Source organism: Verrucomicrobiia bacterium (genome assembly GCA_035574275.1).
Lineage (GTDB): Bacteria > Zixibacteria > MSB-5A5 > DSPP01 > DSPP01 > DSPP01.
This window is the reverse complement of record DATLYY010000022.1, coordinates 25446-42669: the sequence shown is the minus strand read 5'-3', so window position 1 is coordinate 42669 and position 17224 is coordinate 25446. Positions and strand designations below refer to the sequence as shown.

At 53.9% G+C, this 17224-nt stretch carries 23 protein-coding genes and 1 riboswitch; of the genes, 13 read left to right on the top strand and 10 right to left on the bottom strand.

Annotated features, from left to right (window positions below; all coding sequences use genetic code 11):
• Positions 1-223: 223 nt before the first annotated feature.
• On the top strand, positions 224-553 hold the full coding sequence (locus VNL73_03875; GenBank protein HXF48552.1) for a metalloregulator ArsR/SmtB family transcription factor: 330 nt from the start codon (positions 224-226) through the stop codon (positions 551-553).
• Between the two features lie 173 nt (positions 554-726).
• Here the strand turns inward: VNL73_03875 and VNL73_03870 are convergent, their stop codons facing one another.
• From VNL73_03870 to ribD, 10 genes are all read right to left on the bottom strand, one after another.
• On the bottom strand, positions 727-1410 hold the full coding sequence (locus tag VNL73_03870) for a DUF554 domain-containing protein (protein HXF48551.1): 684 nt from the start codon (positions 1408-1410) through the stop codon (positions 727-729).
• Positions 1407-2471, bottom strand: a complete 1065-nt coding sequence (locus VNL73_03865) for an asparaginase (GenBank protein ID HXF48550.1) — start codon at positions 2469-2471, stop codon at positions 1407-1409. Before VNL73_03865 ends, VNL73_03870 begins: the two co-directional genes overlap by 4 nt.
• Positions 2472-2479: 8 nt before the next feature.
• On the bottom strand, positions 2480-3820 hold the full coding sequence (locus tag VNL73_03860; GenBank protein HXF48549.1) for an acetyl ornithine aminotransferase family protein: 1341 nt from the start codon (positions 3818-3820) through the stop codon (positions 2480-2482).
• A 256-nt stretch (positions 3821-4076) separates the two neighbouring features.
• A complete protein-coding gene (locus tag VNL73_03855; GenBank protein HXF48548.1) occupies positions 4077-4799 on the bottom strand; it encodes an amino acid ABC transporter ATP-binding protein in 723 nt (240 codons plus the stop codon).
• The gene (locus tag VNL73_03850; protein ID HXF48547.1) at positions 4799-5497 is read right to left on the bottom strand and encodes an amino acid ABC transporter permease; all 699 of its coding nucleotides are present in this window, start codon (positions 5495-5497) and stop codon (positions 4799-4801) included. Before VNL73_03850 ends, VNL73_03855 begins: the two co-directional genes overlap by 1 nt.
• A gap of 86 nt (positions 5498-5583) precedes the next feature.
• Positions 5584-6009 (bottom strand): transcription antitermination factor NusB, encoded by a 426-nt coding sequence (gene nusB / locus VNL73_03845; protein ID HXF48546.1) that lies wholly within the window; start codon positions 6007-6009, stop codon positions 5584-5586.
• On the bottom strand, positions 6006-6488 hold the full coding sequence (gene ribH / locus VNL73_03840; protein ID HXF48545.1) for a 6,7-dimethyl-8-ribityllumazine synthase: 483 nt from the start codon (positions 6486-6488) through the stop codon (positions 6006-6008). The genes nusB and ribH overlap by 4 nt, the downstream gene beginning before the upstream one ends.
• A 1-nt stretch (position 6489) precedes the next feature.
• Positions 6490-7695 carry a 3,4-dihydroxy-2-butanone-4-phosphate synthase gene (gene ribB / locus VNL73_03835; GenBank protein ID HXF48544.1) on the bottom strand — a complete coding sequence of 402 codons (1206 nt, stop codon included), beginning with the start codon at positions 7693-7695 and terminating at the stop codon, positions 6490-6492.
• Positions 7685-8317, bottom strand: coding sequence for a riboflavin synthase (locus VNL73_03830; GenBank protein ID HXF48543.1), 633 nt, complete (start codon positions 8315-8317; stop codon positions 7685-7687). Before VNL73_03830 ends, ribB begins: the two co-directional genes overlap by 11 nt.
• Complete coding sequence (gene ribD / locus VNL73_03825; GenBank protein HXF48542.1) at positions 8302-9405, bottom strand: bifunctional diaminohydroxyphosphoribosylaminopyrimidine deaminase/5-amino-6-(5-phosphoribosylamino)uracil reductase RibD; 1104 nt, start codon at positions 9403-9405, stop codon at positions 8302-8304. The genes VNL73_03830 and ribD overlap by 16 nt, the downstream gene beginning before the upstream one ends.
• Before the next feature lie 125 nt (positions 9406-9530).
• A riboswitch (FMN riboswitch) is annotated at positions 9531-9655 on the bottom strand.
• Positions 9656-9808: 153 nt separating this feature from the next.
• Here ribD and VNL73_03820 point away from each other — a divergent pair.
• From VNL73_03820 to VNL73_03765, 12 genes are all read left to right on the top strand, one after another.
• A complete protein-coding gene (locus VNL73_03820) occupies positions 9809-10909 on the top strand; it encodes a methyltransferase domain-containing protein (GenBank protein ID HXF48541.1) in 1101 nt (366 codons plus the stop codon).
• A 24-nt stretch (positions 10910-10933) separates the two neighbouring features.
• Complete coding sequence (locus VNL73_03815; GenBank protein ID HXF48540.1) at positions 10934-11335, top strand: hypothetical protein; 402 nt, start codon at positions 10934-10936, stop codon at positions 11333-11335.
• A 19-nt stretch (positions 11336-11354) separates the two neighbouring features.
• Positions 11355-11837 (top strand): DUF6265 family protein, encoded by a 483-nt coding sequence (locus tag VNL73_03810; GenBank protein HXF48539.1) that lies wholly within the window; start codon positions 11355-11357, stop codon positions 11835-11837.
• Positions 11838-11856: 19 nt separating this feature from the next.
• Complete coding sequence (locus VNL73_03805; GenBank protein HXF48538.1) at positions 11857-12744, top strand: DMT family transporter; 888 nt, start codon at positions 11857-11859, stop codon at positions 12742-12744.
• A gap of 53 nt (positions 12745-12797) precedes the next feature.
• Positions 12798-13256, top strand: coding sequence for a nuclear transport factor 2 family protein (locus VNL73_03800; GenBank protein HXF48537.1), 459 nt, complete (start codon positions 12798-12800; stop codon positions 13254-13256).
• Complete coding sequence (locus VNL73_03795) at positions 13253-13678, top strand: OsmC family protein (protein HXF48536.1); 426 nt, start codon at positions 13253-13255, stop codon at positions 13676-13678. The genes VNL73_03800 and VNL73_03795 overlap by 4 nt, the downstream gene beginning before the upstream one ends.
• Positions 13679-13740: 62 nt before the next feature.
• Positions 13741-14199: a DinB family protein gene (locus VNL73_03790; GenBank protein ID HXF48535.1), complete on the top strand. Its 459-nt coding sequence runs from the start codon at positions 13741-13743 to the stop codon at positions 14197-14199.
• Positions 14200-14201: 2 nt separating this feature from the next.
• A complete protein-coding gene (locus VNL73_03785) occupies positions 14202-14663 on the top strand; it encodes a DinB family protein (GenBank protein HXF48534.1) in 462 nt (153 codons plus the stop codon).
• Position 14664: 1 nt separating this feature from the next.
• Positions 14665-15222 carry an SRPBCC domain-containing protein gene (locus VNL73_03780; protein HXF48533.1) on the top strand — a complete coding sequence of 186 codons (558 nt, stop codon included), beginning with the start codon at positions 14665-14667 and terminating at the stop codon, positions 15220-15222.
• A gap of 76 nt (positions 15223-15298) precedes the next feature.
• Positions 15299-15928 (top strand): uracil-DNA glycosylase, encoded by a 630-nt coding sequence (locus VNL73_03775; GenBank protein HXF48532.1) that lies wholly within the window; start codon positions 15299-15301, stop codon positions 15926-15928.
• A 1-nt stretch (position 15929) separates the two neighbouring features.
• Complete coding sequence (locus tag VNL73_03770; protein ID HXF48531.1) at positions 15930-16583, top strand: class I SAM-dependent methyltransferase; 654 nt, start codon at positions 15930-15932, stop codon at positions 16581-16583.
• A gap of 411 nt (positions 16584-16994) precedes the next feature.
• Complete coding sequence (locus VNL73_03765; protein ID HXF48530.1) at positions 16995-17174, top strand: hypothetical protein; 180 nt, start codon at positions 16995-16997, stop codon at positions 17172-17174.
• Positions 17175-17224: the final 50 nt, after the last annotated feature.

The window sequence follows — 17224 nt, the reverse complement described above, 5'->3', positions numbered from 1 at the left end:
TCTCGAAACTGGGACTGAAAGCAACCCCTTTGCCAAATTCTTTCGTTGTGAATTTCCGGCTTGGAGACAATGGGTTAAAACCCGTCCCAAGAGCACAATCCGGCGCAACCCCTATCCTTTTATGTGAAATCCGCTTCCTGCCCAAAGGCCTCCCGAATCTGAAAAAAAAATTAAAAAAATTCAAACCTTTTATAGATATATGCGTATATAGATATCGAAGAATATGAAAGCCAGAGCCGAACAAACCGCCCGGCGCTACGCGCCGGTTTTCAAGGCCCTCTCCGACCCCACCCGGCAAAAGATTGTGCTGATGCTGGAGGGAAAACCCCGCTCGGTGACGGAAATCGTGGACTTCTTCAACCTTTCCCAGCCCACCATCTCCCGCCACCTGGCGGTTCTTAAAAACGCGGGGCTGGTGGACGCGGATAAAAAAGGCCAAAACGTCTTTTACCGCCTCTCGGAACCGAACTTGAAGGCCTGCTGCGTCGGCTTTTTCTCCAGCTTTGCCTGCTGCCAGCCGGTGGTGGATTTCGTAGAGCAGAAAAATAAATAGAAAATTTTTTACAATAATATATGCATATATGCGCATATAACAATCATTGGTAAAACGTATAAGGAGGTGATTAAAGATGCAGGATTGTTGCGGTCCCGGCTGCTGCGGCGGCGGTACTTGTTGCTAAATCAACCAGACCGGAAAGCCCCGGAAGAACAGCTCCGGGGCTTTCTTTAAAACCACAGCGAGAACAAAACGACCAGAACCAGAGCCGGCAGAAAATTCCCCACCCGCACGGCAGCAATGTTCAAAAGCTTGAACGAAATTCCCAGAATCATCGCTCCCCCGGTGGAAGTCAGGTTGTTGATAACCGCTGACCCGGACAAGACGGAAAGCTGCGCACCTAAAAGGGTCAGCCCGCCTTGGATAATCAAAACAGTCAAGGCCGAAAAGAACACTCCCACCCCCAAACTGGACGCGAGGGCTACCGCCGCCACCCCATCCATAATCGATTTGGTGTAGAGAATCGAGGCGTCCCCCCGCACCCCGTCTTCGATGGAACCGACAATGGTCATCGGCCCCACGCAAAAAAGGAGTGAGGCGGAAACGAAACCCAAAACGAAGGTGGCGGACTCGGATTGCATCTTATTTTTAAGATAGTCCCCAACTTTCTCCAGCCCCTGCTCGATTTTCAAAAGTTCCCCGGCGATTCCGCCCAGAAGCAACGCGCCGGCCACTTTTATCACGGCATTAGAGCCCTCGGCGGCCAAAATCATCCGCACCCCCAAAACTAAAGTGACCAGCCCCAGCCCCTGCATTAAAATGGTCCGAATCCGCTCCGGCAGTCGCGCCCCGGCAAAATACCCGATGGCGGCCCCGATAAGCACGGTTGCCGTGTTTACGAGTGTCCCTTTCATTTTGCTTTGCTAAGTTCGACCGCCGCCTCTATTTTTCCAATCAAGGTCTGCCGGTAATTCTTGAGCGGAATGGAAATGTAGTCCTCCAACCCTTTTTTATTAAACCGGTATCCCAATTGATTCAAAACAGAAAAAACCACGGGCGCCATTCCTCGTTGCGATCCATCGTCAATTTTGACAGCCACGCCCCACCCCCTGTCCGTCAATCCAAGACATTCGACCGCCTCGGCTCCCGCCTTGGCAACAATCTTGCCATTGAAGGTTTTCGCAAGAAGATAATCCAGCCTTTTTTCTCCCGAAACCATGAGCGGGTAACGCTGCATCGCCTCCAGCACTTTTTGCAGCGCCCGGCTAAAAGCTCCCTTGAGTCGGGATGCGGAGGCCAATCGCGCAAAACCCCATGCCATATGGTAAAGTGGTACAGCCGGGTTGGGGGCCGAACAACCGTCCGTGGAAACTGCCATTTGTGGGGCGGGGAACTGGCACGCCGCCGCCACCCCTTCCATTATCCGCCGCTGGGTCTTGCCTTTGGGATTAAGATAGTTGGAAACATCCTCGCCAAGAATTTTTGCCAGGGCTATCATTCCCGAATGCTTGCCAGAGCAGTTGTGATGCCGCTGGTCAAATGGCTGACCCGCTTCCGGAGTTCTGTTCTGCGAACTGAAATAGAGCGGTGTCTGGACACCGCATTGTAAATCCGGCTCGCTTATCCCGACTTTCGCCAAAATTTGGTCAATGACCTCGACATGCTCCGGCTGGCCGGAATGCGACCCCGCCATGATGGCAATCTCCTCCGGCGTTAAACCGTAGCGCTCAACCCCTCCCTCTTCAATCAGCGCCAAAACCTGGAACGGCTTGGAGGCGGAGCGGAAGAAAGTGGTGAGTTGCGGATTTCCGGCGGCATAGCGCAGTTTTCCGTTCTCGTCGACAACGGCCACCGAGCCAAAATGCCTCGATTCGACAACGCCTCCCCGATATACCTCCGCCAAAAGAGCATGCCCGCAGGGGGGTGATTTCTTTCTTTCCCGTCGGGCAGCTGTTTTTGATGCCGTCTTAGCCATTCAGGCCGTTACTTTTTCTTTTGGGACTCTATTGCGGTGATGCTTTTGTCCAAAATGGCCAGCCCGGCCATCGCCTGTTCCTCGGAAATTATCAGCGGGGGCACGATGCGTAGCGTGTTTGGGCCACAGGTCAAAAACATCAGTCCCCGGCGAAACGCATCCATCATAATGTCATCCGCCCAGTCCGGCGCCGGTTTTTTGGACTTTTTGTCCCGGACAATTTCCGCCCCAAGCATCAGCCCCTTCCCCCGCACGTCCCCGATGATGTCATGCCGGTGCATCATACGGACCAGCTCCTCCATCATCACCTTTCCCACCCGCTCCGCATTTTTCATCAGCCCACCTTCGAGGAGTTTGATTGTTTCCAAAGCTGCCGCGCAGGCGACCGGATTGCCGCCAAACGTGGTGGAATGGGCCCCCCGATCCCAACTCATCAGTTTGGCGGAGGCAATCGCGGCTCCAATGGGAAGCCCGGAGCCCAAGGCCTTGGCCGTGGAAATGATGTCCGGAGCAACCCCCCAGTGCTCGATGGCAAACATTTTGCCGGTTTTTCCCATCCCGGATTGCACTTCATCGGCGATAAAAAGAATATCGTTTTTTTCGCACATCTTTTTCAGCCGCGTGTGATAATCGGGAGGCGGTACGACGTACCCCCCCTCCCCCTGAATCGGCTCTACAATCAAGGCCGCCACTTCATCCGCCGGCGCTACCTTGTTCAAGTAAACATCCTCGATAACCTGCACGCAGTGATAGTTGCAGGAAGGAAAACTCAAGTTGTAGGGACAGCGGTAACAATAGGCGTATGGAACGTGAGTCACTTCTGGAACCAAGGGGGCGAACCGTTTTCGCTGGGTCTGCTTGCTGCAGGTCAGTGAAAGTGCCCCCATCGTCCTTCCGTGAAAAGCGTTGATGAAGGCGATCGTCCGCGGCCGCCTGCGGGTGTAGCGCGCCAGCTTAAAGGCCGCCTCCACCGCTTCCGTGCCGGAATTGGTGAAGAAAACCCGCTTCGGCCCTTTCATCGGCGCCACAGAGGTTATCTTTTTGGCCAAATCCGCCACCGGCTGGTGGTAAAAATCGGCCGTGGCGACGTGCATCGCGCGTTTCATCTGCCGGACAGCAGCATTCACTACGCGCGGATGCACGTTGCCGGTGGAAGTCACTCCGATGCCGGAATGAAAATCCAGAAATCGGTTGCCGTCCACATCCCAAAGCATCGCTCCCTCTCCTTTGTCAATGACCACCGGATGGGTGCGGGTGTAGGACGGGGAAACGTACGTTTCGTCCTGTTTGATAATTCGTTTCGACTTGGCTCCCGGCAGCCGGGTTTTAATTTTTGGTTGTACAAACATTTTTTCCTCCTCGCTGTCTTTGCTCCCCGCCTACGGATAAATGGGGAGTGGTTATTGATTTTGCTTGATGAACAAAGATGATTGTGTCAGAAGCCAACCCTGACACGGAGGAGGAATATCAGGTCTGGCACTTCAGCCAGATGCACAAAAGCATTTTGCGCAACGACCCTTGCATGGCCGAAAATTAACTTTTTTGGGACGAACTGTCAAAGAGAAAACCTTATTTTTGGGAAGGTAACCTTCAGGTTTCTTTCTTTTAAAGCACTTTCCCCAAAAATTCCGCCGTTCTTTTGTTTTTCTGGCTGTTTAAAATCTCCTGTGGCCGGCCTTCTTCGATGATTTTTCCTTCGTCCAGAAAAACCATCCGGTGAGCCACCTCCCGGGCAAAACCGATTTCATGTGAAACAACGAGCATCGTCATCCCTTCCTTCGCCAGCTTTTTCATCACGTCCAAAACTTCTCCAATCATTTCCGGATCCAAAGCCGAAGTCGGCTCGTCAAAAAGCATAATCTTGGGGTTCATCCCCAAAGCCCGGGCGATGGCAACCCGCTGCTGCTGCCCGCCGGAAAGCTGGGCCGGAAAGGCGTCTTTCTTTTCCAAAAGCCCGACCTGCTCCAAAAGTTTTTGGGCGACGGCTTCGGACTCATCCGCCTTTCTGCCCCGCACCACCCGCTGGGGCAGACAGATGTTTTCCAGAACCGATAGGTGCGGAAAAAGATTGAACTGCTGAAAAACCATTCCGCACTCCGCCCGCACCTTCCGGATATGCTCCTTGTGATGATCCAATTCGATGCCGTCCACTTCGATTTTTCCGCCATCCGCCCGCTCCAACCCGTTGATGCAGCGTAAAAGGGTCGATTTACCCGAACCGGACGGGCCGAAAATCACCAGTACCTCACCCGCCGCGACGAAAAGGGAAACGCCATCTAAAACCGTGTGCTTGCCAAAGCGTTTTACCAGATTGGAAATTTGGATAATCACGCGCCCCGCTCCCCCAGTCCGTGCACCTTGAATTTTTTCTCCAGCCAGACAACGAGACGTGAAAGCCCCACAGTCATCGCCAGATACAAAAGCCCCACCACCAGCCAGGTTTGAAAATCAACGAAATATTGGGAATAAAATTCCCGCCCCGCACGGGTCAGCTCCCGCATCCCGATGACCGAGACGAGTGAGGTGTCCTTCAAACAGGCGATAAAATCGTTGGCCATCGGCGGCACCACCAGTCGCAGCGATTGGGGCAGAATAACATAACGCATCATCTGCGCGCGGCTCATCCCGAGCGAAAGCGCCGCCTCGTATTGCCCCTTGGGGATGGACTGGATGCCCGCCCGAACGGTCTCCGCCAGATAGGCCGAATAACCGATGCCGATAGCCAAAACTCCCGCGACAAAGCTGGAGAGGTGCAGCACCTTTCCAAGCCCGAAGTAAATGAAAAAAATCTGCACCAAAAGCGGTACCCCTCGCAAAACGTCAACGTAAATCTTGGAGCTCTTCTCGATGATCGGATGGTGCGAAATCCGGGCGATGCCGACAAAAATTCCGAACAGGACGGCCAGCCCGAAGGAAAAAAGCGTAAGCTCGATGGTGACCGGCACAACCGGTAGCAAATAAACGAGAATCTGCCAGAGGGTTTTAAGCTGACCAGCCAGCCACCCCGATTCCAAAATCAAAAGCAAAAAACTCTTCCTCGCATTTTTCCCGGCCCAAGTTACCGGCCAAAGAGGAAACGGTCAAGAAAAGCTTTTGTTCTTGAAATTTAAGCTTAAACCAGCTTGGCGTTGCGCAAATCCGGGTCTTTGAAAATGGCGTCCAGAATGCCGTTCACAAAATGCCCGCTTTCGGCCGTGGAAAACTTCTTGGCCAGCTCCACGGCTTCGTCGATGGAAACCTTTTCCGGGATGTCCGGGAAAAAATGCCACTCGGCCAAGGCCATCCGCATGATGATTCGGTCCAAAAGGGCAATGCGCGAAAGCTTCCAGTGCTTCAGCTTGGGTTCTATTTCGGCATCCAGTCTTTCGCGGCTGGTAAAGGTCTTTTCAAAAAGTGCGCGGGCGAACGCTTTTTCCTTCTCGTCCAGATGGTCATCCGCCAACCGGCTTTTTAAAATCTCCTTGGGCTCCCCCCCTTCCGTCTCCACAGCGTACAGGCAGGATAGCACCATCTCCCGAACGCGGTGACGCCCCTTCATAGCTTCTCCATTAAATCCGCCATCTGCAGAGCGGTCTTGGCCGCCTCCCACCCCTTGTTCCCCTCCTTGCCTCCGGCCCGTGCCTTGGCCTGGCGCAAATTATCCACGGTCAAAATGCCGCAGGCGACAGGAATTTTGTACTTCATCGAAAGTTCTACCAAGGCCCTTGTCGAATGGTTCGCCACCACTTCAAAATGATGGGTTTCCCCCCGAATCACCGCCCCGAGCGCAACGAGCGCGGCATATTTTTTCGACTCCGCCAGCTTCGCGCACACCGTCGGAATCTCCAGACATCCCGGCACATAGACGATGTCGACTCCCTCCTCCGTTACGCCGTGCCGTTCAAAACACTCCCTTGCGTCAGCCAAAAGCGCTTCGGTGACTTCAGAATTGTACCGGCTGACCACCAAGGCGAATTTCTTTCCGGCAACGGCCAGCCCTGGAACGACAATTTTTTTTGTCGATTTGAGACGACCCATTTTAGAAAAGCGAATCCAAAAGATGCCCCAGCTTCGCCTGCTTGGTCTTGAGGTAGGATAAATTGTGCTCCGTGGGAGCAATCTTGGCATGCACCCGTTTTTTCACACGAATGTCCAATTCCTCCAATTCCTGAATCTTTTTGGGGTTGTTGGTAATCAACTGGATTTCAGAAAGGCCGAAATCCTTCAAAATCTGCGCCGCCGTTCCGTAGCTGCGCATATCCGCTTGAAAACCCAGCTCCAAGTTCGCCTCTACCGTGTCTTTCCCCTCGTCCTGCAGTTTATACGCCAAAATTTTGTTTGCCAGCCCGATCCCGCGTCCCTCCTGCAACAAATAAATAAAAAGTCCTTCTCCAGCCTTCTCCATTGCTTTGAGCGACCAAGCGAGTTGCTCCCCGCAATCGCAGCGCAAAGATCCAAACAAATCCCCCGTCGTGCATTGGGAATGAACCCGCACCAAAACTTCCTTGCGGCCGGCCACTTTTCCCTTCTCCAAGACAAGATGATGTTTTCTATCGACTTCCGACCAATACAGATAAAGAGTGAAATTTCCGAAGCGGGTTGGAAAGGCAACCGTCGCCTGTCTATCGACCAGTTTTTCCGTGGCCAGCCGGTGGCGGATCAAATCGTGGATCGTGACGATTTTCAATTTCCATTTCTTGGCGAAATCAAAAAGCTTCTGTCCGCGCGCCATCCCCCCTTTCGTATCGGTGACTTCGCACAGCACGGCCGCGGGATAAAGCCCCGCCAGCCGACACAAATCCACCCCCGCTTCGGTATGCCCCGGGCGGGACAAAACACCCCCTTCTTCGGCGCAAATCGGAAAAACGTGGCCCGGCCGCGCCAAATCATCCGGCTTGGTATCCGGGTTGACCAAAGCACGGATGGTCGCCGCCCGTTCCCGCGCCGAAATGCCGGTGGTTGTCCCCTCTTTGACGTCCACGGAAACGGTGAAGGCGGTTCCCAACCGGGCGGTATTTTCGGAAGTCATAGGAGGCAGGTTCAACTGATGTAAGCGCTCCTTCGGCATCGAAACGCATACCAGCCCGCCGCCATTCCGCACCACGAACTCCACCTTTTGCCAGTCGGCGGCCTCCGCGGAAAAAACCAAATCCCCCTCGTCCTCCCGTCCCTCGTCATCCGTGACGATAATAATCCGCCCGGCTTTTAAATCCTCGATCGCTTCCGGTATGCTGTTAAACTTCATTCTTGCCTCTTTTCCCCTGCCGTGACAAACGCCTCCCGCCGCCGACAAGCTGTTGCACATATTTCCCCAAAAGGTCGAATTCCACATTCAAAAAATCCCCCACTTTTCTTTTTCCCAACGTGGTGACTTTTAACGTATGGGGAATCAAAGCCACCTTGAATCGCTCTGGTTTTAATCCGGCGATGGTCAGCGAAACGCCATCCAAGGCGATTGAACCTTTCTCTATGACGAGCCCGGCAAATTTCCGAGGCAGTTCTACCCACCATTCCATCCCGCCCTTTTCTTTGGAGATTTCCAACAGTTGTGTCTTGGTATCGATATGTCCGGTGACGAAGTGTCCCCCCAACCGGTCGGAAAGTTTGAGGGGCAATTCAAGATTAACCCATCCGCCGGTTTGAATTCTATCAAAATTTGTCCGTGCGAGCGTTTCCGGTATCGCCAGAACGGCAAACTTGGCCCCGTTTTTCGAAATAACGGTCTGGCAGGTGCCATTGATGGAAACCGAATCCCCCTTCTTCAATTCCCTGACTGTTTTGGGCGCCTTAATCAACAATTCCTTCCCTTCCTTCCTCGGTGAAACCAAAACGACCCTGCCAACATCCGTTACTAAGCCGGTGAACATATGGGATATCCTGAAAAAAGCATATCAACCCCAACTTTCTTAAACTGCACTCGTTCGAATCGAACGGCCTGCAATAGCTTTTCGACCCCCAAATCCCCAATGGCGGAAATTCCCTCTCCGATTATCATCGGGGCTATGGCGGCGTATACCTTGTCCGCCAGCTTTTCCTTCAAAAAGTTGGTCAATACGCCGGCGCCCCCCTCTACAAGGATGGAGGTGACCCCTTGCGCCAGCACTTTTTCCAAAGCCGCGCGCAAATCAATCCGACCGTTTTTCAACCCGACCGGCCAGATGGCAACTTCCCCTCTCAACTCGCAGTTGGAAGCGTCCGCCCGTCCGGAAAGCAAAACGGTCTTCCCATCCTCGTTTTCCCGAACCAGCCGGGCCGTTGAACTCAACTTCCCTTCCGTATCCAGCACCAGCCGCAAAGGATTTTTTCCCTGCACCATCCGCACGGTAAGCTGGGGGTCATCAACTTCCACGGTTTTCCGTCCGACCAAAACGGCGTCGTGCGTAGCGCGTAAAAAGTGAGCGAACCGTCGCGCCTCCTCGCCGCTAATCCACCGGGAATCGCGGGTTTTGGTAGCAATCCTTCCATCCAGACTCTGTGCAAATTTCAACGTGACATAAGGCAGCTTTTTCTCCATTACCTTGAAGTGCACCTCATTCAGCTCCCGCGCCTCATCCGTCAAAAGGCCGATATCGATCTCAATTTTTCGCCTGCGCAAAAACTCAATCCCCTTGCCGTTCACCAGAGGGTTGGGGTCAACCACGGAGGCATAAACCTTCTTGATACCAGCGGAGGCAATCGCCTCCACGCAGGGGGCCGTGCGGCCGAAATGGGAGCAGGGTTCCAAATTGACAAAGAGTGTTCCGCCCCGCGCTTCCTTCCCGGCTTCTTTGAGGGCAATAACTTCCGCATGCGCCTCTCCCGCCCGGCGGTGGAATCCCTCGCCGACGATGCGTCCGGCCTTTACCACGACTGCTCCTACCATTGGATTAGGCGAGGTTTGTCCCAACCCCCGGCGGGCCAAAGTAAGAGCCCGGCGCATATTGGCAAGCTCCTTTTCGCTGTAAGTTTCAGTCATCGATTTTCTTCCAGCCCGCAGGCCTAAATTCATTCCGGCGAACAAACCAAATCAGGGGGCAAAAAACAGCCCCAAAATACTTCGGGGCATAGGGGAAAAATGCGGACAAACGCCAAGTGCTTGCCTTTGGCCTTCTTCCATCCGGACTGTACCGTCGGCGCCGGAGTTGCACCGGCTCTGTCCCCGATTTCTTGGGGACTCGCGGGCTATACCGCCGATCGAGGAATTTCACCTCGCCCCGAAAGCCCAATTATTATACAATCAAAACCTCCCCCCGTCAACAAGAGCATTCCAGGAGAAATTCTTTGCTCTTTCGTATCGGGCAAATTTGGTTTATAATTCCGCACGATTGAATAAAAGAATAAAAAACAGCCGGCGTTTGGCTTTAATTTAAGGAGGACGTATGAGCACGCAGATCCTTGAAGAAACGAAAACCGCTCAGGCCGGGCCGCTTGATAAAAAAGAGGCCTTCGCGCAACGGATGGTCGGTATTCTGAACAATTCGTCTCTGGCCTTAATGATGAGTATCGGCCACCAGACCGGCCTTTTCGACACAATGGCCAAGCTCCCCCCCTCCACCAGCGAGCAAATCGCCAAGGCGGCCAGGCTGAAGGAGCGTTACGTGCGGGAGTGGCTGGGGGCGATGCTCACCGGCCGGGTGGTGGAATACGACCCCGCCAACGGCACCTACTTTCTGCCGCCGGAACATTCCGCTTCGCTGACCAGGGCGGCCGGGCCGGAGAATCTGGCCCTGTATATGCAGTACATTCCGCTTCTGGGAAACGTGGAGGAGGGGATTATAAAAAGCTTTCGCAAAGGGGGCGGCGTTCCGTACTCCGCATATCCCAAATTCCAGAAAATCCAGTCCGAGGATTCCAGTTCCATTTACGACGCCACGTTGGTTCAAACCACCCTCCCCATCGTTCCGGGGATCGTGGAACGGCTGAAAGCGGGGATCGAGGCGGCCGATATCGGCTGCGGCTCCGGCCACGCCGTCAATTTGATGGCCAGGGCGTTTCCCAAAAGCCGCTTTACGGGCTACGATTTTTCCAAGGAAGGGATTGCCGCGGCCAAAGCCGAGGCCAAAAAGTGGAAGCTTTCCAATACTCGCTTTTCGGTTCAGGACGTATCCAGGCTGAACGAGCGCGGCCGTTTCGATTTCATCACCACCTTCGACGCCGTTCACGACCAGGCCAAACCGAAAATCGTGCTGAAAGCGATTGCCCGGGCGTTGAAGCCGGACGGCGTTTATTTGATGGTGGATATTGCCGCCTCGAGCAACGTTCACGAAAACATCGACCATCCGCTCGGTTCGACACTCTATACGGTTTCCTGCCTGCATTGTATGACCGTTTCGCTGGCGCTGAAGGGGGAAGGACTGGGAGCAATGTGGGGCAGACAAAAAGCGCTGGAGTATCTGGCGGAGGCCGGCTTTTCCAACGTGGTGATAAAAGAGGTGCCGGGGGATATTTTTAACTTTTATTACATAGCCCGGAAAAACTGAACAACCCTGAAAGGAGAAGATCGTATGCTAAGAAGCGTGGGTGCCGTCGTAGCGGGGTATTTGTTGATTGCCGCAGCCATTATCATTCTCTTTGCCGTTGCATATCCTGATCCCACGGCAATCCCCGGCCGCGGCTTTATGCTCTTTAGTTTGGTTTATGGATTTCTGTTCGGCACCCTCGGCGGCTGGGTCTGCGGCCTGATTGCCCGGGGCGCGGAAATCAAGCACGCCGCGGTCATAGCCGGAATCGGAATTCTATTGACCCTCCTTTCAATGCTCTTCGCCCCCGGCAGGGAACCGATGTGGTACCAGCTCGCCAATATGGCGGTCTTGACGGCCGCCGTTTTGCTCGGCGGCTGGTTGCGTACGCGGCAGCGGGTCAAAAACGCCGGTGTCGCCCAACCCCCTGCGGGAACGAATGGGTAGGGCCGGTCAAGAAAGACCGGTGAGATGGGTTTCGATTGCGCTGTCTCTCGCGGTGCTGGTTTTATTCGTCCCATTTTTTCCCAGGGCTCAGGACAAAAAAACAACCCTGGCCGACCTTCGCTGGCTCTCCGGCTGCTGGGATGACGGCGATACGCTCGGCCGTTACGAGGAGCATTGGATGAAGCCCGCGGGAACTTCCGTTCTGGGAATGAGCCGCACGGTGGCTGATGGGGAAACAATCGCCTATGAATTTTTGCGCATCCAAGAACAGAAGGACGGAGCCATCTACTACGTGGCCAACCCCTCCGGCCAAAAGCCGGATTCCTTCAAGTTGGTAAAATCGGAGCGCAATATGTGGATTTTTGAAAACCCGCAGCATGATTTCCCGCAAAAAGTGATTTACCGCTTGAACGGCGATTCGCTGATTGCCCGGATAGAGGGCACGGCTGATGGAAAAGTGCGCGGAATCGACTTCCCGATGAAGCGAGCCAAGTGCGAATAAATCATCCATCGAACGCCGCGTGACCGAAAGGGCACGGCTGTTAGGGCTTCTCAAAGGAACCTTCGCCGTCGCCGTCTGGGGCGCCTCTTTCATCGCCACCAAAGTCGCCCTGCAGGACGTCTCCCCAGCCACCGTGGTCTGGCTCCGCTTCGCCATGGGAATTGTTGTTCTGGGAATATTCGTCTTTTTACGAAAAGAATTCCTCCTCCATCCGCCAAAGGTGTTGGCCTATTTTGCGCTTCTCGGTTTTATCGGCATAACCTTTCACCAATGGTTGCAATCCAATGGCCTCGTAACCGCCCAGGCCTCCACCTCGGCCTGGATTGTCTCCACGACGCCCATCTTCATCGCCATTTTGGGCTGGCTTTTCTTGAAGGAATATTTGCGGTTGGACCAAATAGCCGGAATTTTAGTTGCCACAATCGGCGTCTTGCTCGTCGTCAGCAAAGGGGATTTGAACTCGATTTTCAGGGGAAGTTTCGGCACCCCCGGCGACCTCTTGGTTCTTATCAGCTCCCCCAACTGGGCCATCTACTGCGTCATTGCACGCAAGGGATTGAAAGAGCACAGTGCTTCCCTTTTAACTTTTTACGTTATCCTTTTGGGCTGGCTTTTCTCCACCCCCCTTTTCTTTGCCGGCCCGGGCATCGGTGAAATTCACAAGCTCACCCTCTCCGGCTGGACGGCCACGGGCTTCCTCGGCATCTTCTGCTCCGGCCTGGCCTACATTTACTGGAACGATGCCTTGAAAGCCGCCCCCGCCTCCCAGGTCGGCGCGCTTTTGTACATCGAACCCCTCTTCGCCGTGGCTGTCGCCGCTTCCGTCATTGGGGAGAACATCACCCTCGGTGCGCTTTTTGGCGGCGCGATTATTCTTTTGGGGGTCTGGATGGTGACGAGGAAATAAAAATTTATGGTATTTTCCAAAGCTGTAGTTTCATTTATATTCTGACCAACATTATGAATAAAGCGATATCCATTAAGCTTTTGCTTGCTGCCATATTTGTTTTGAGTTGTCAACAGAGAATCGATGTTTCTTCAGAAAAACCAAAAGTGGAACTGGCCCTCCACCGTTTCTTCAACGCCATCGCCAATTATGATTATCAAGAGCTTAGAAACGCCTGCACGGCCGATTATCAATTGATCGAAGACGGTTCCTTCTGGACGGTGGATACCCTCATCGAGGCGATAAGACCGATGGAAGGCAACGTCAAAATTGTGTACAGCTTTGAAAACATGAATGCCACAATCGAAGGCGGCATCGCTTGGCTCACCTACAAAAACAAGGCGGTGCTCACCTCCAAAGAGGGTGGGGAAAATCTGGAATGGGCGGAAAGCGCCGTATTTAGAAAAGAAAACAACGTTTGGAAAATGGCCTTGTTGCATTCAACCCGACTAAAAACCAAGGAGGAAAAATGAAGCGCAGAGCGTCAGCCGTATGGAAGGGTGGATTGAAGGACGGAAAAGGAACGGTCTCGACCGAAAGCGGCGTGCTTTCGAACAACGCCTATTCCTTTTCCACTCGTTTTGAGAACGAAAAAGGAACCAACCCGGAGGAGCTGATTGCCGCCGCCCATGCCGGCTGCTTTTCAATGGCCCTCTCCGCCGAGTTGGGAAAAGCCGGAATGACCCCGCAATCCATCAGCACCACTGCGACGATTACGCTCGAAATGCTGGAAGGCGGCCCGACGGTTACCGAAAGCCATTTGGAAACAGTGGCCAAAATCCCCGGCGCCAAGAAGGAGGCGTTTGAAGCCGCCGCCAACGCCGCCAAGGCCGGCTGCCCCATTTCCCGGCTTTTGAACACCCGAATCTCGCTGGATGCCAAGCTGGAAAGCTGAAAACGCCCCGTTTGAAACTTTTTTGGGCCAGCGTCTCGTATATAGGATAAAAAGGAGTTGCTATGGCTGAAGTGAAACGGATCAGGGACCAACTCAAACGCGCCTTCGAAAAAGACGCCTGGCACGGCCCGGCGGTTATGGAGGTTTTAAAGGGCGTGACGGCCCAGCAGGCCGCCGCCCGGCCGATTCCCAACGCTCACTCCATCTGGGAAATTGCCCTGCACATTGCCGCTTGGGTGGGCGCTATGAAATCGCGCCTCGAAGGAAAATGGATGGATGAACCGGCCGAAGGGGATTGGCCGATTGTTGAAGACACCAGCCCGGCCGCTTGGGAAAAAACAATAAAACTCCTGAAAACCAGACATGCCGGCCTGCAAAGAGCCATCTCCAAACTTACGGATAAAAAACTGGACAAACCGATTGCCAAGGGGAAATCCACCTTTTATTCCTCCCTGCACGGAATAATTCAGCATGATCTGTACCATGCCGGCCAGTTGGCAGTTCTCAAAAAGGGTGTTTGACGGTGACTGAAATTGAACGCATATCCGAACAGCTTAAACGGGCATTCGAAGGCGGCGCCTGGCACGGTCCTTCCGTCAAGGAAGTGCTGGAAGGGGTCACGGCGGAGAAAGCTGCCGCCCGCCCGCTCCCCGGCGCGCACTCCATCTGGGAGCTCGTCCTGCACATCGCCGTTTGGGAGGATGCCGTAAAACGCTGGGTAAGCGGCGATTCAAAAGACGTGCCCGATGAAGCCAACTGGCCGAAAATAAAGGACACCAGCGAAGCCGCCTGGAAAAAAACGTTGGAAACTTTGGAGAAAGGGCATATGGAATTGCGCCAAACCCTCTCCCGCCTTTCCGATGGCGAACTGGACAAGGTATTGAAGCACCCCAAGCCCACGGTTTATGACCTTTTGCACGGCGCCATCCAGCACGATCTGTATCACGCCGGCCAGATTGCCATTTTGAAGAAAGGAGCAAAATAGATTGCCCGAAAATCTTAAGTTTGCCGGAGTAGGCGATGACGCCGTCCGTGCCAAAACGGGCAAGGGCTGGAAGGAATGGTTTGCGCTTCTGGACAAAGTCGGCGCCCGTAAAATGGAGCATAAAGATGTAGCCCTTTACCTGTACGAAACACACAAGGTGGACGGCTGGTGGTCGCAGATGATTACCGTCGGCTACGAGCAGGCGCGCGGCAAGCGGGAAAAACACCAGCGCGCGGCAGGACATTATGACATCAGCGTAAGCCGCACGCTCGAAGTCCCCGTCTCAAAGGTTTTCAGTGCTTGGCAGAACGAACCCATCCGTAATAAATGGCTAAAGAAAAACGGACTCACTATTCGCAAAGCCACCCCCAACAAGACGATGCGTATTACCTGGGTGGATGATAAAACCAGCTTGGAAGTTTACTTCTACTCCAAGGGGCAGGCCAAAAGCCAAGTGGTCGTCCAGCACAGCAAATTGCCGGATGCAAAGGCCGCCGGCAAAATGAAATCCTACTGGAGCAAAACCTTGGATCGGCTCAAAGCATTTCTGACGGCGTAGATACGCATTGACAAACGCCGCCCCGCTTCGCACTCTGCAAGAAAAAATAATTCTCTGCAAAAAATGTCCCCGCCTGGTGCGCTGGCGGGAAAAAATTGCCAAAGAAAAAGTCGCCCGGTTTAAGGATTGGGACTACTGGGGCAGGCCGGTTCCCAGCTTCGGCGACCCCAACGCCCGGCTTTTGGTGGTTGGCCTTGCCCCCGCCGCCCACGGCGCCAATCGCACCGGGCGAATGTTCACCTCCGACCGCAGCGGATCACTCCTTTACCCAACGCTTTTTAAATTCGGCTTTGCCAATCAGCCCACTTCATACACGCGGGATGACGGTTTGAAATTGCACGATTGCTATATTACCGCCATAGTCCGCTGCGCCCCGCCGCAAAACAAGCCGACCCCCAAGGAGATTGCCAATTGCCATCCGTATCTGCTCGCGGAACTCCAATTTCTTTCCTCCCTGCAGGCAATCGTCGGCTTGGGAAAAGTCGCTTTCGATGCCGTCTTCCGTTCGCTAAAAGAATTGGAAATGACGACCTTTAAAGCCAAACCCGCCTTCGGCCACGGCGTTGCCATTCCGGTAAACCCCAAACTGTATCTTCTCGGCTCCTACCATCCCAGCCAGCAGAACACCTTTACCGGCAAGTTGACGGATGCGATGTTTGAAAGCGTTTTCCGCAAAGCCAAACAACTGCTCGAAAAAGGCAACTGAAATGTCCCCCGATTCAAACCTTGTCGAATACTACGCCAAACGGGCCGCCGAGTATGAGAAGATTTATCTAAAGCCGGAGCGTCAAAAGGATTTATCCTCCCTGCACCACCGTCTGCCGGAAGAGCTCGTCGGAGAAGATATCTTGGAAATCGCCTGTGGTACCGGTTACTGGACGCAAATCGCCGCCCAATCGGCCCAATCGATTCTGGCCACGGATATCAACAATGAAGTCCTGCAAATAGCCCGCGCGAAAACCTACCCGAAAGGAAATGTGGTTTTCGAGAAGCGGGACCTCTTCCAACTTTCCGGTCTTCCCAACCGTTTCAGCGCCGGGCTGGCCGCTTTCTGGTGGTCGCATTTGAAAAAATCCGAAATTGCAGGATTTTTGCGCCATTTTCACCAAGCCCTCGCTCCGAACGCCAAACTGGTCTTTATGGACAACAACTACGTCCCCGGCTCCAGCTTCCCAATAAGCCGAACGGACGAGGAAGGCAACACCTATCAACAAAGAACGCTGGAAAACGGGACGGAGTTTGAAGTTCTAAAAAACTTTCCGAGCGAATCCGACCTTCGCCAAACCGTTGAGGGGCTTGCCAAAGACATTCGTTTCTTTAACCTGACCCACTACTGGCTGCTTTCCTACCGCAAAGCGTAAAAAACCTGTTGCCCCCGCCAAACGGGAGTGCATATATTCCCGCCAGCGTGACCAAAACCACGGAATTCGCGCGCATCTCTGTCAAAAAAGGGGCCGGAAGGTCAAAACCAAAGGACTTCCGAACGAGGAAGCCGTGCTCTCTGCTTTGAGCGCCAACGTAACCGAACCGGGCTTCTATTTCTTTCCCTGGGGTGATAGGGGAGGTTCCAAGGAACAAATGGATGCTTGGGCAGAAAAATACCGCACCAGCCCGGCCGGGATTATGATTTTCAAGCCGCAGGGGGGTGAAATGATGCCTCCGAGCATGCTGATAACCGAACTGGTCACCAACATTCTGGCGGCCCTCATAGCTGCCTTCCTGTTGAGCAGGGCCTTGGGCGGTTTGGCGGGCTTTTCGGAAAGGCGGTCTTTGTGGCGCTCTTCGGCCTTTTCGCCGGAGTGGAAATCGATTTGTCCTATTGGAACTGGTACGGCTTCCCGACCAGCTACACGCTGTCTTACCTCGTGCAGCACGTCGTCGGTTGGTTTTTGGCCGGGTTGGCGCTGGCGTTGTTTCTCAAAAAACCGGCGCCTGCCCCGCAAATGGCCTAAGTCACTCTCTCGACAAGAAGATAAAAGGGGAAAACGAAGGGAAGCGCTGC

What these genes read in the sequence shown, in the direction of transcription:
- VNL73_03875 (HXF48552.1), top strand. Translation starts at nt 224, where the DNA reads ATGAAAGCCAGAGCCGAACAAACCGCCCGGCGCTACGCGCCGGTTTTC.
- VNL73_03870 (HXF48551.1), bottom strand. Translation starts at nt 1,410, where the DNA reads ATGAAAGGGACACTCGTAAACACGGCAACCGTGCTTATCGGGGCCGCC.
- VNL73_03865 (HXF48550.1), bottom strand. Translation starts at nt 2,471, where the DNA reads ATGGCTAAGACGGCATCAAAAACAGCTGCCCGACGGGAAAGAAAGAAA.
- VNL73_03860 (HXF48549.1), bottom strand. Translation starts at nt 3,820, where the DNA reads ATGTTTGTACAACCAAAAATTAAAACCCGGCTGCCGGGAGCCAAGTCG.
- nusB (HXF48546.1), bottom strand. Translation starts at nt 6,009, where the DNA reads ATGAAGGGGCGTCACCGCGTTCGGGAGATGGTGCTATCCTGCCTGTAC.
- ribH (HXF48545.1), bottom strand. Translation starts at nt 6,488, where the DNA reads ATGGGTCGTCTCAAATCGACAAAAAAAATTGTCGTTCCAGGGCTGGCC.
- ribB (HXF48544.1), bottom strand. Translation starts at nt 7,695, where the DNA reads ATGAAGTTTAACAGCATACCGGAAGCGATCGAGGATTTAAAAGCCGGG.
- VNL73_03830 (HXF48543.1), bottom strand. Translation starts at nt 8,317, where the DNA reads ATGTTCACCGGCTTAGTAACGGATGTTGGCAGGGTCGTTTTGGTTTCA.
- ribD (HXF48542.1), bottom strand. Translation starts at nt 9,405, where the DNA reads ATGACTGAAACTTACAGCGAAAAGGAGCTTGCCAATATGCGCCGGGCT.
- VNL73_03820 (HXF48541.1), top strand. Translation starts at nt 9,809, where the DNA reads ATGAGCACGCAGATCCTTGAAGAAACGAAAACCGCTCAGGCCGGGCCG.
- VNL73_03815 (HXF48540.1), top strand. Translation starts at nt 10,934, where the DNA reads ATGCTAAGAAGCGTGGGTGCCGTCGTAGCGGGGTATTTGTTGATTGCC.
- VNL73_03800 (HXF48537.1), top strand. Translation starts at nt 12,798, where the DNA reads ATGAATAAAGCGATATCCATTAAGCTTTTGCTTGCTGCCATATTTGTT.
- VNL73_03795 (HXF48536.1), top strand. Translation starts at nt 13,253, where the DNA reads ATGAAGCGCAGAGCGTCAGCCGTATGGAAGGGTGGATTGAAGGACGGA.
- VNL73_03790 (HXF48535.1), top strand. Translation starts at nt 13,741, where the DNA reads ATGGCTGAAGTGAAACGGATCAGGGACCAACTCAAACGCGCCTTCGAA.
- VNL73_03770 (HXF48531.1), top strand. Translation starts at nt 15,930, where the DNA reads ATGTCCCCCGATTCAAACCTTGTCGAATACTACGCCAAACGGGCCGCC.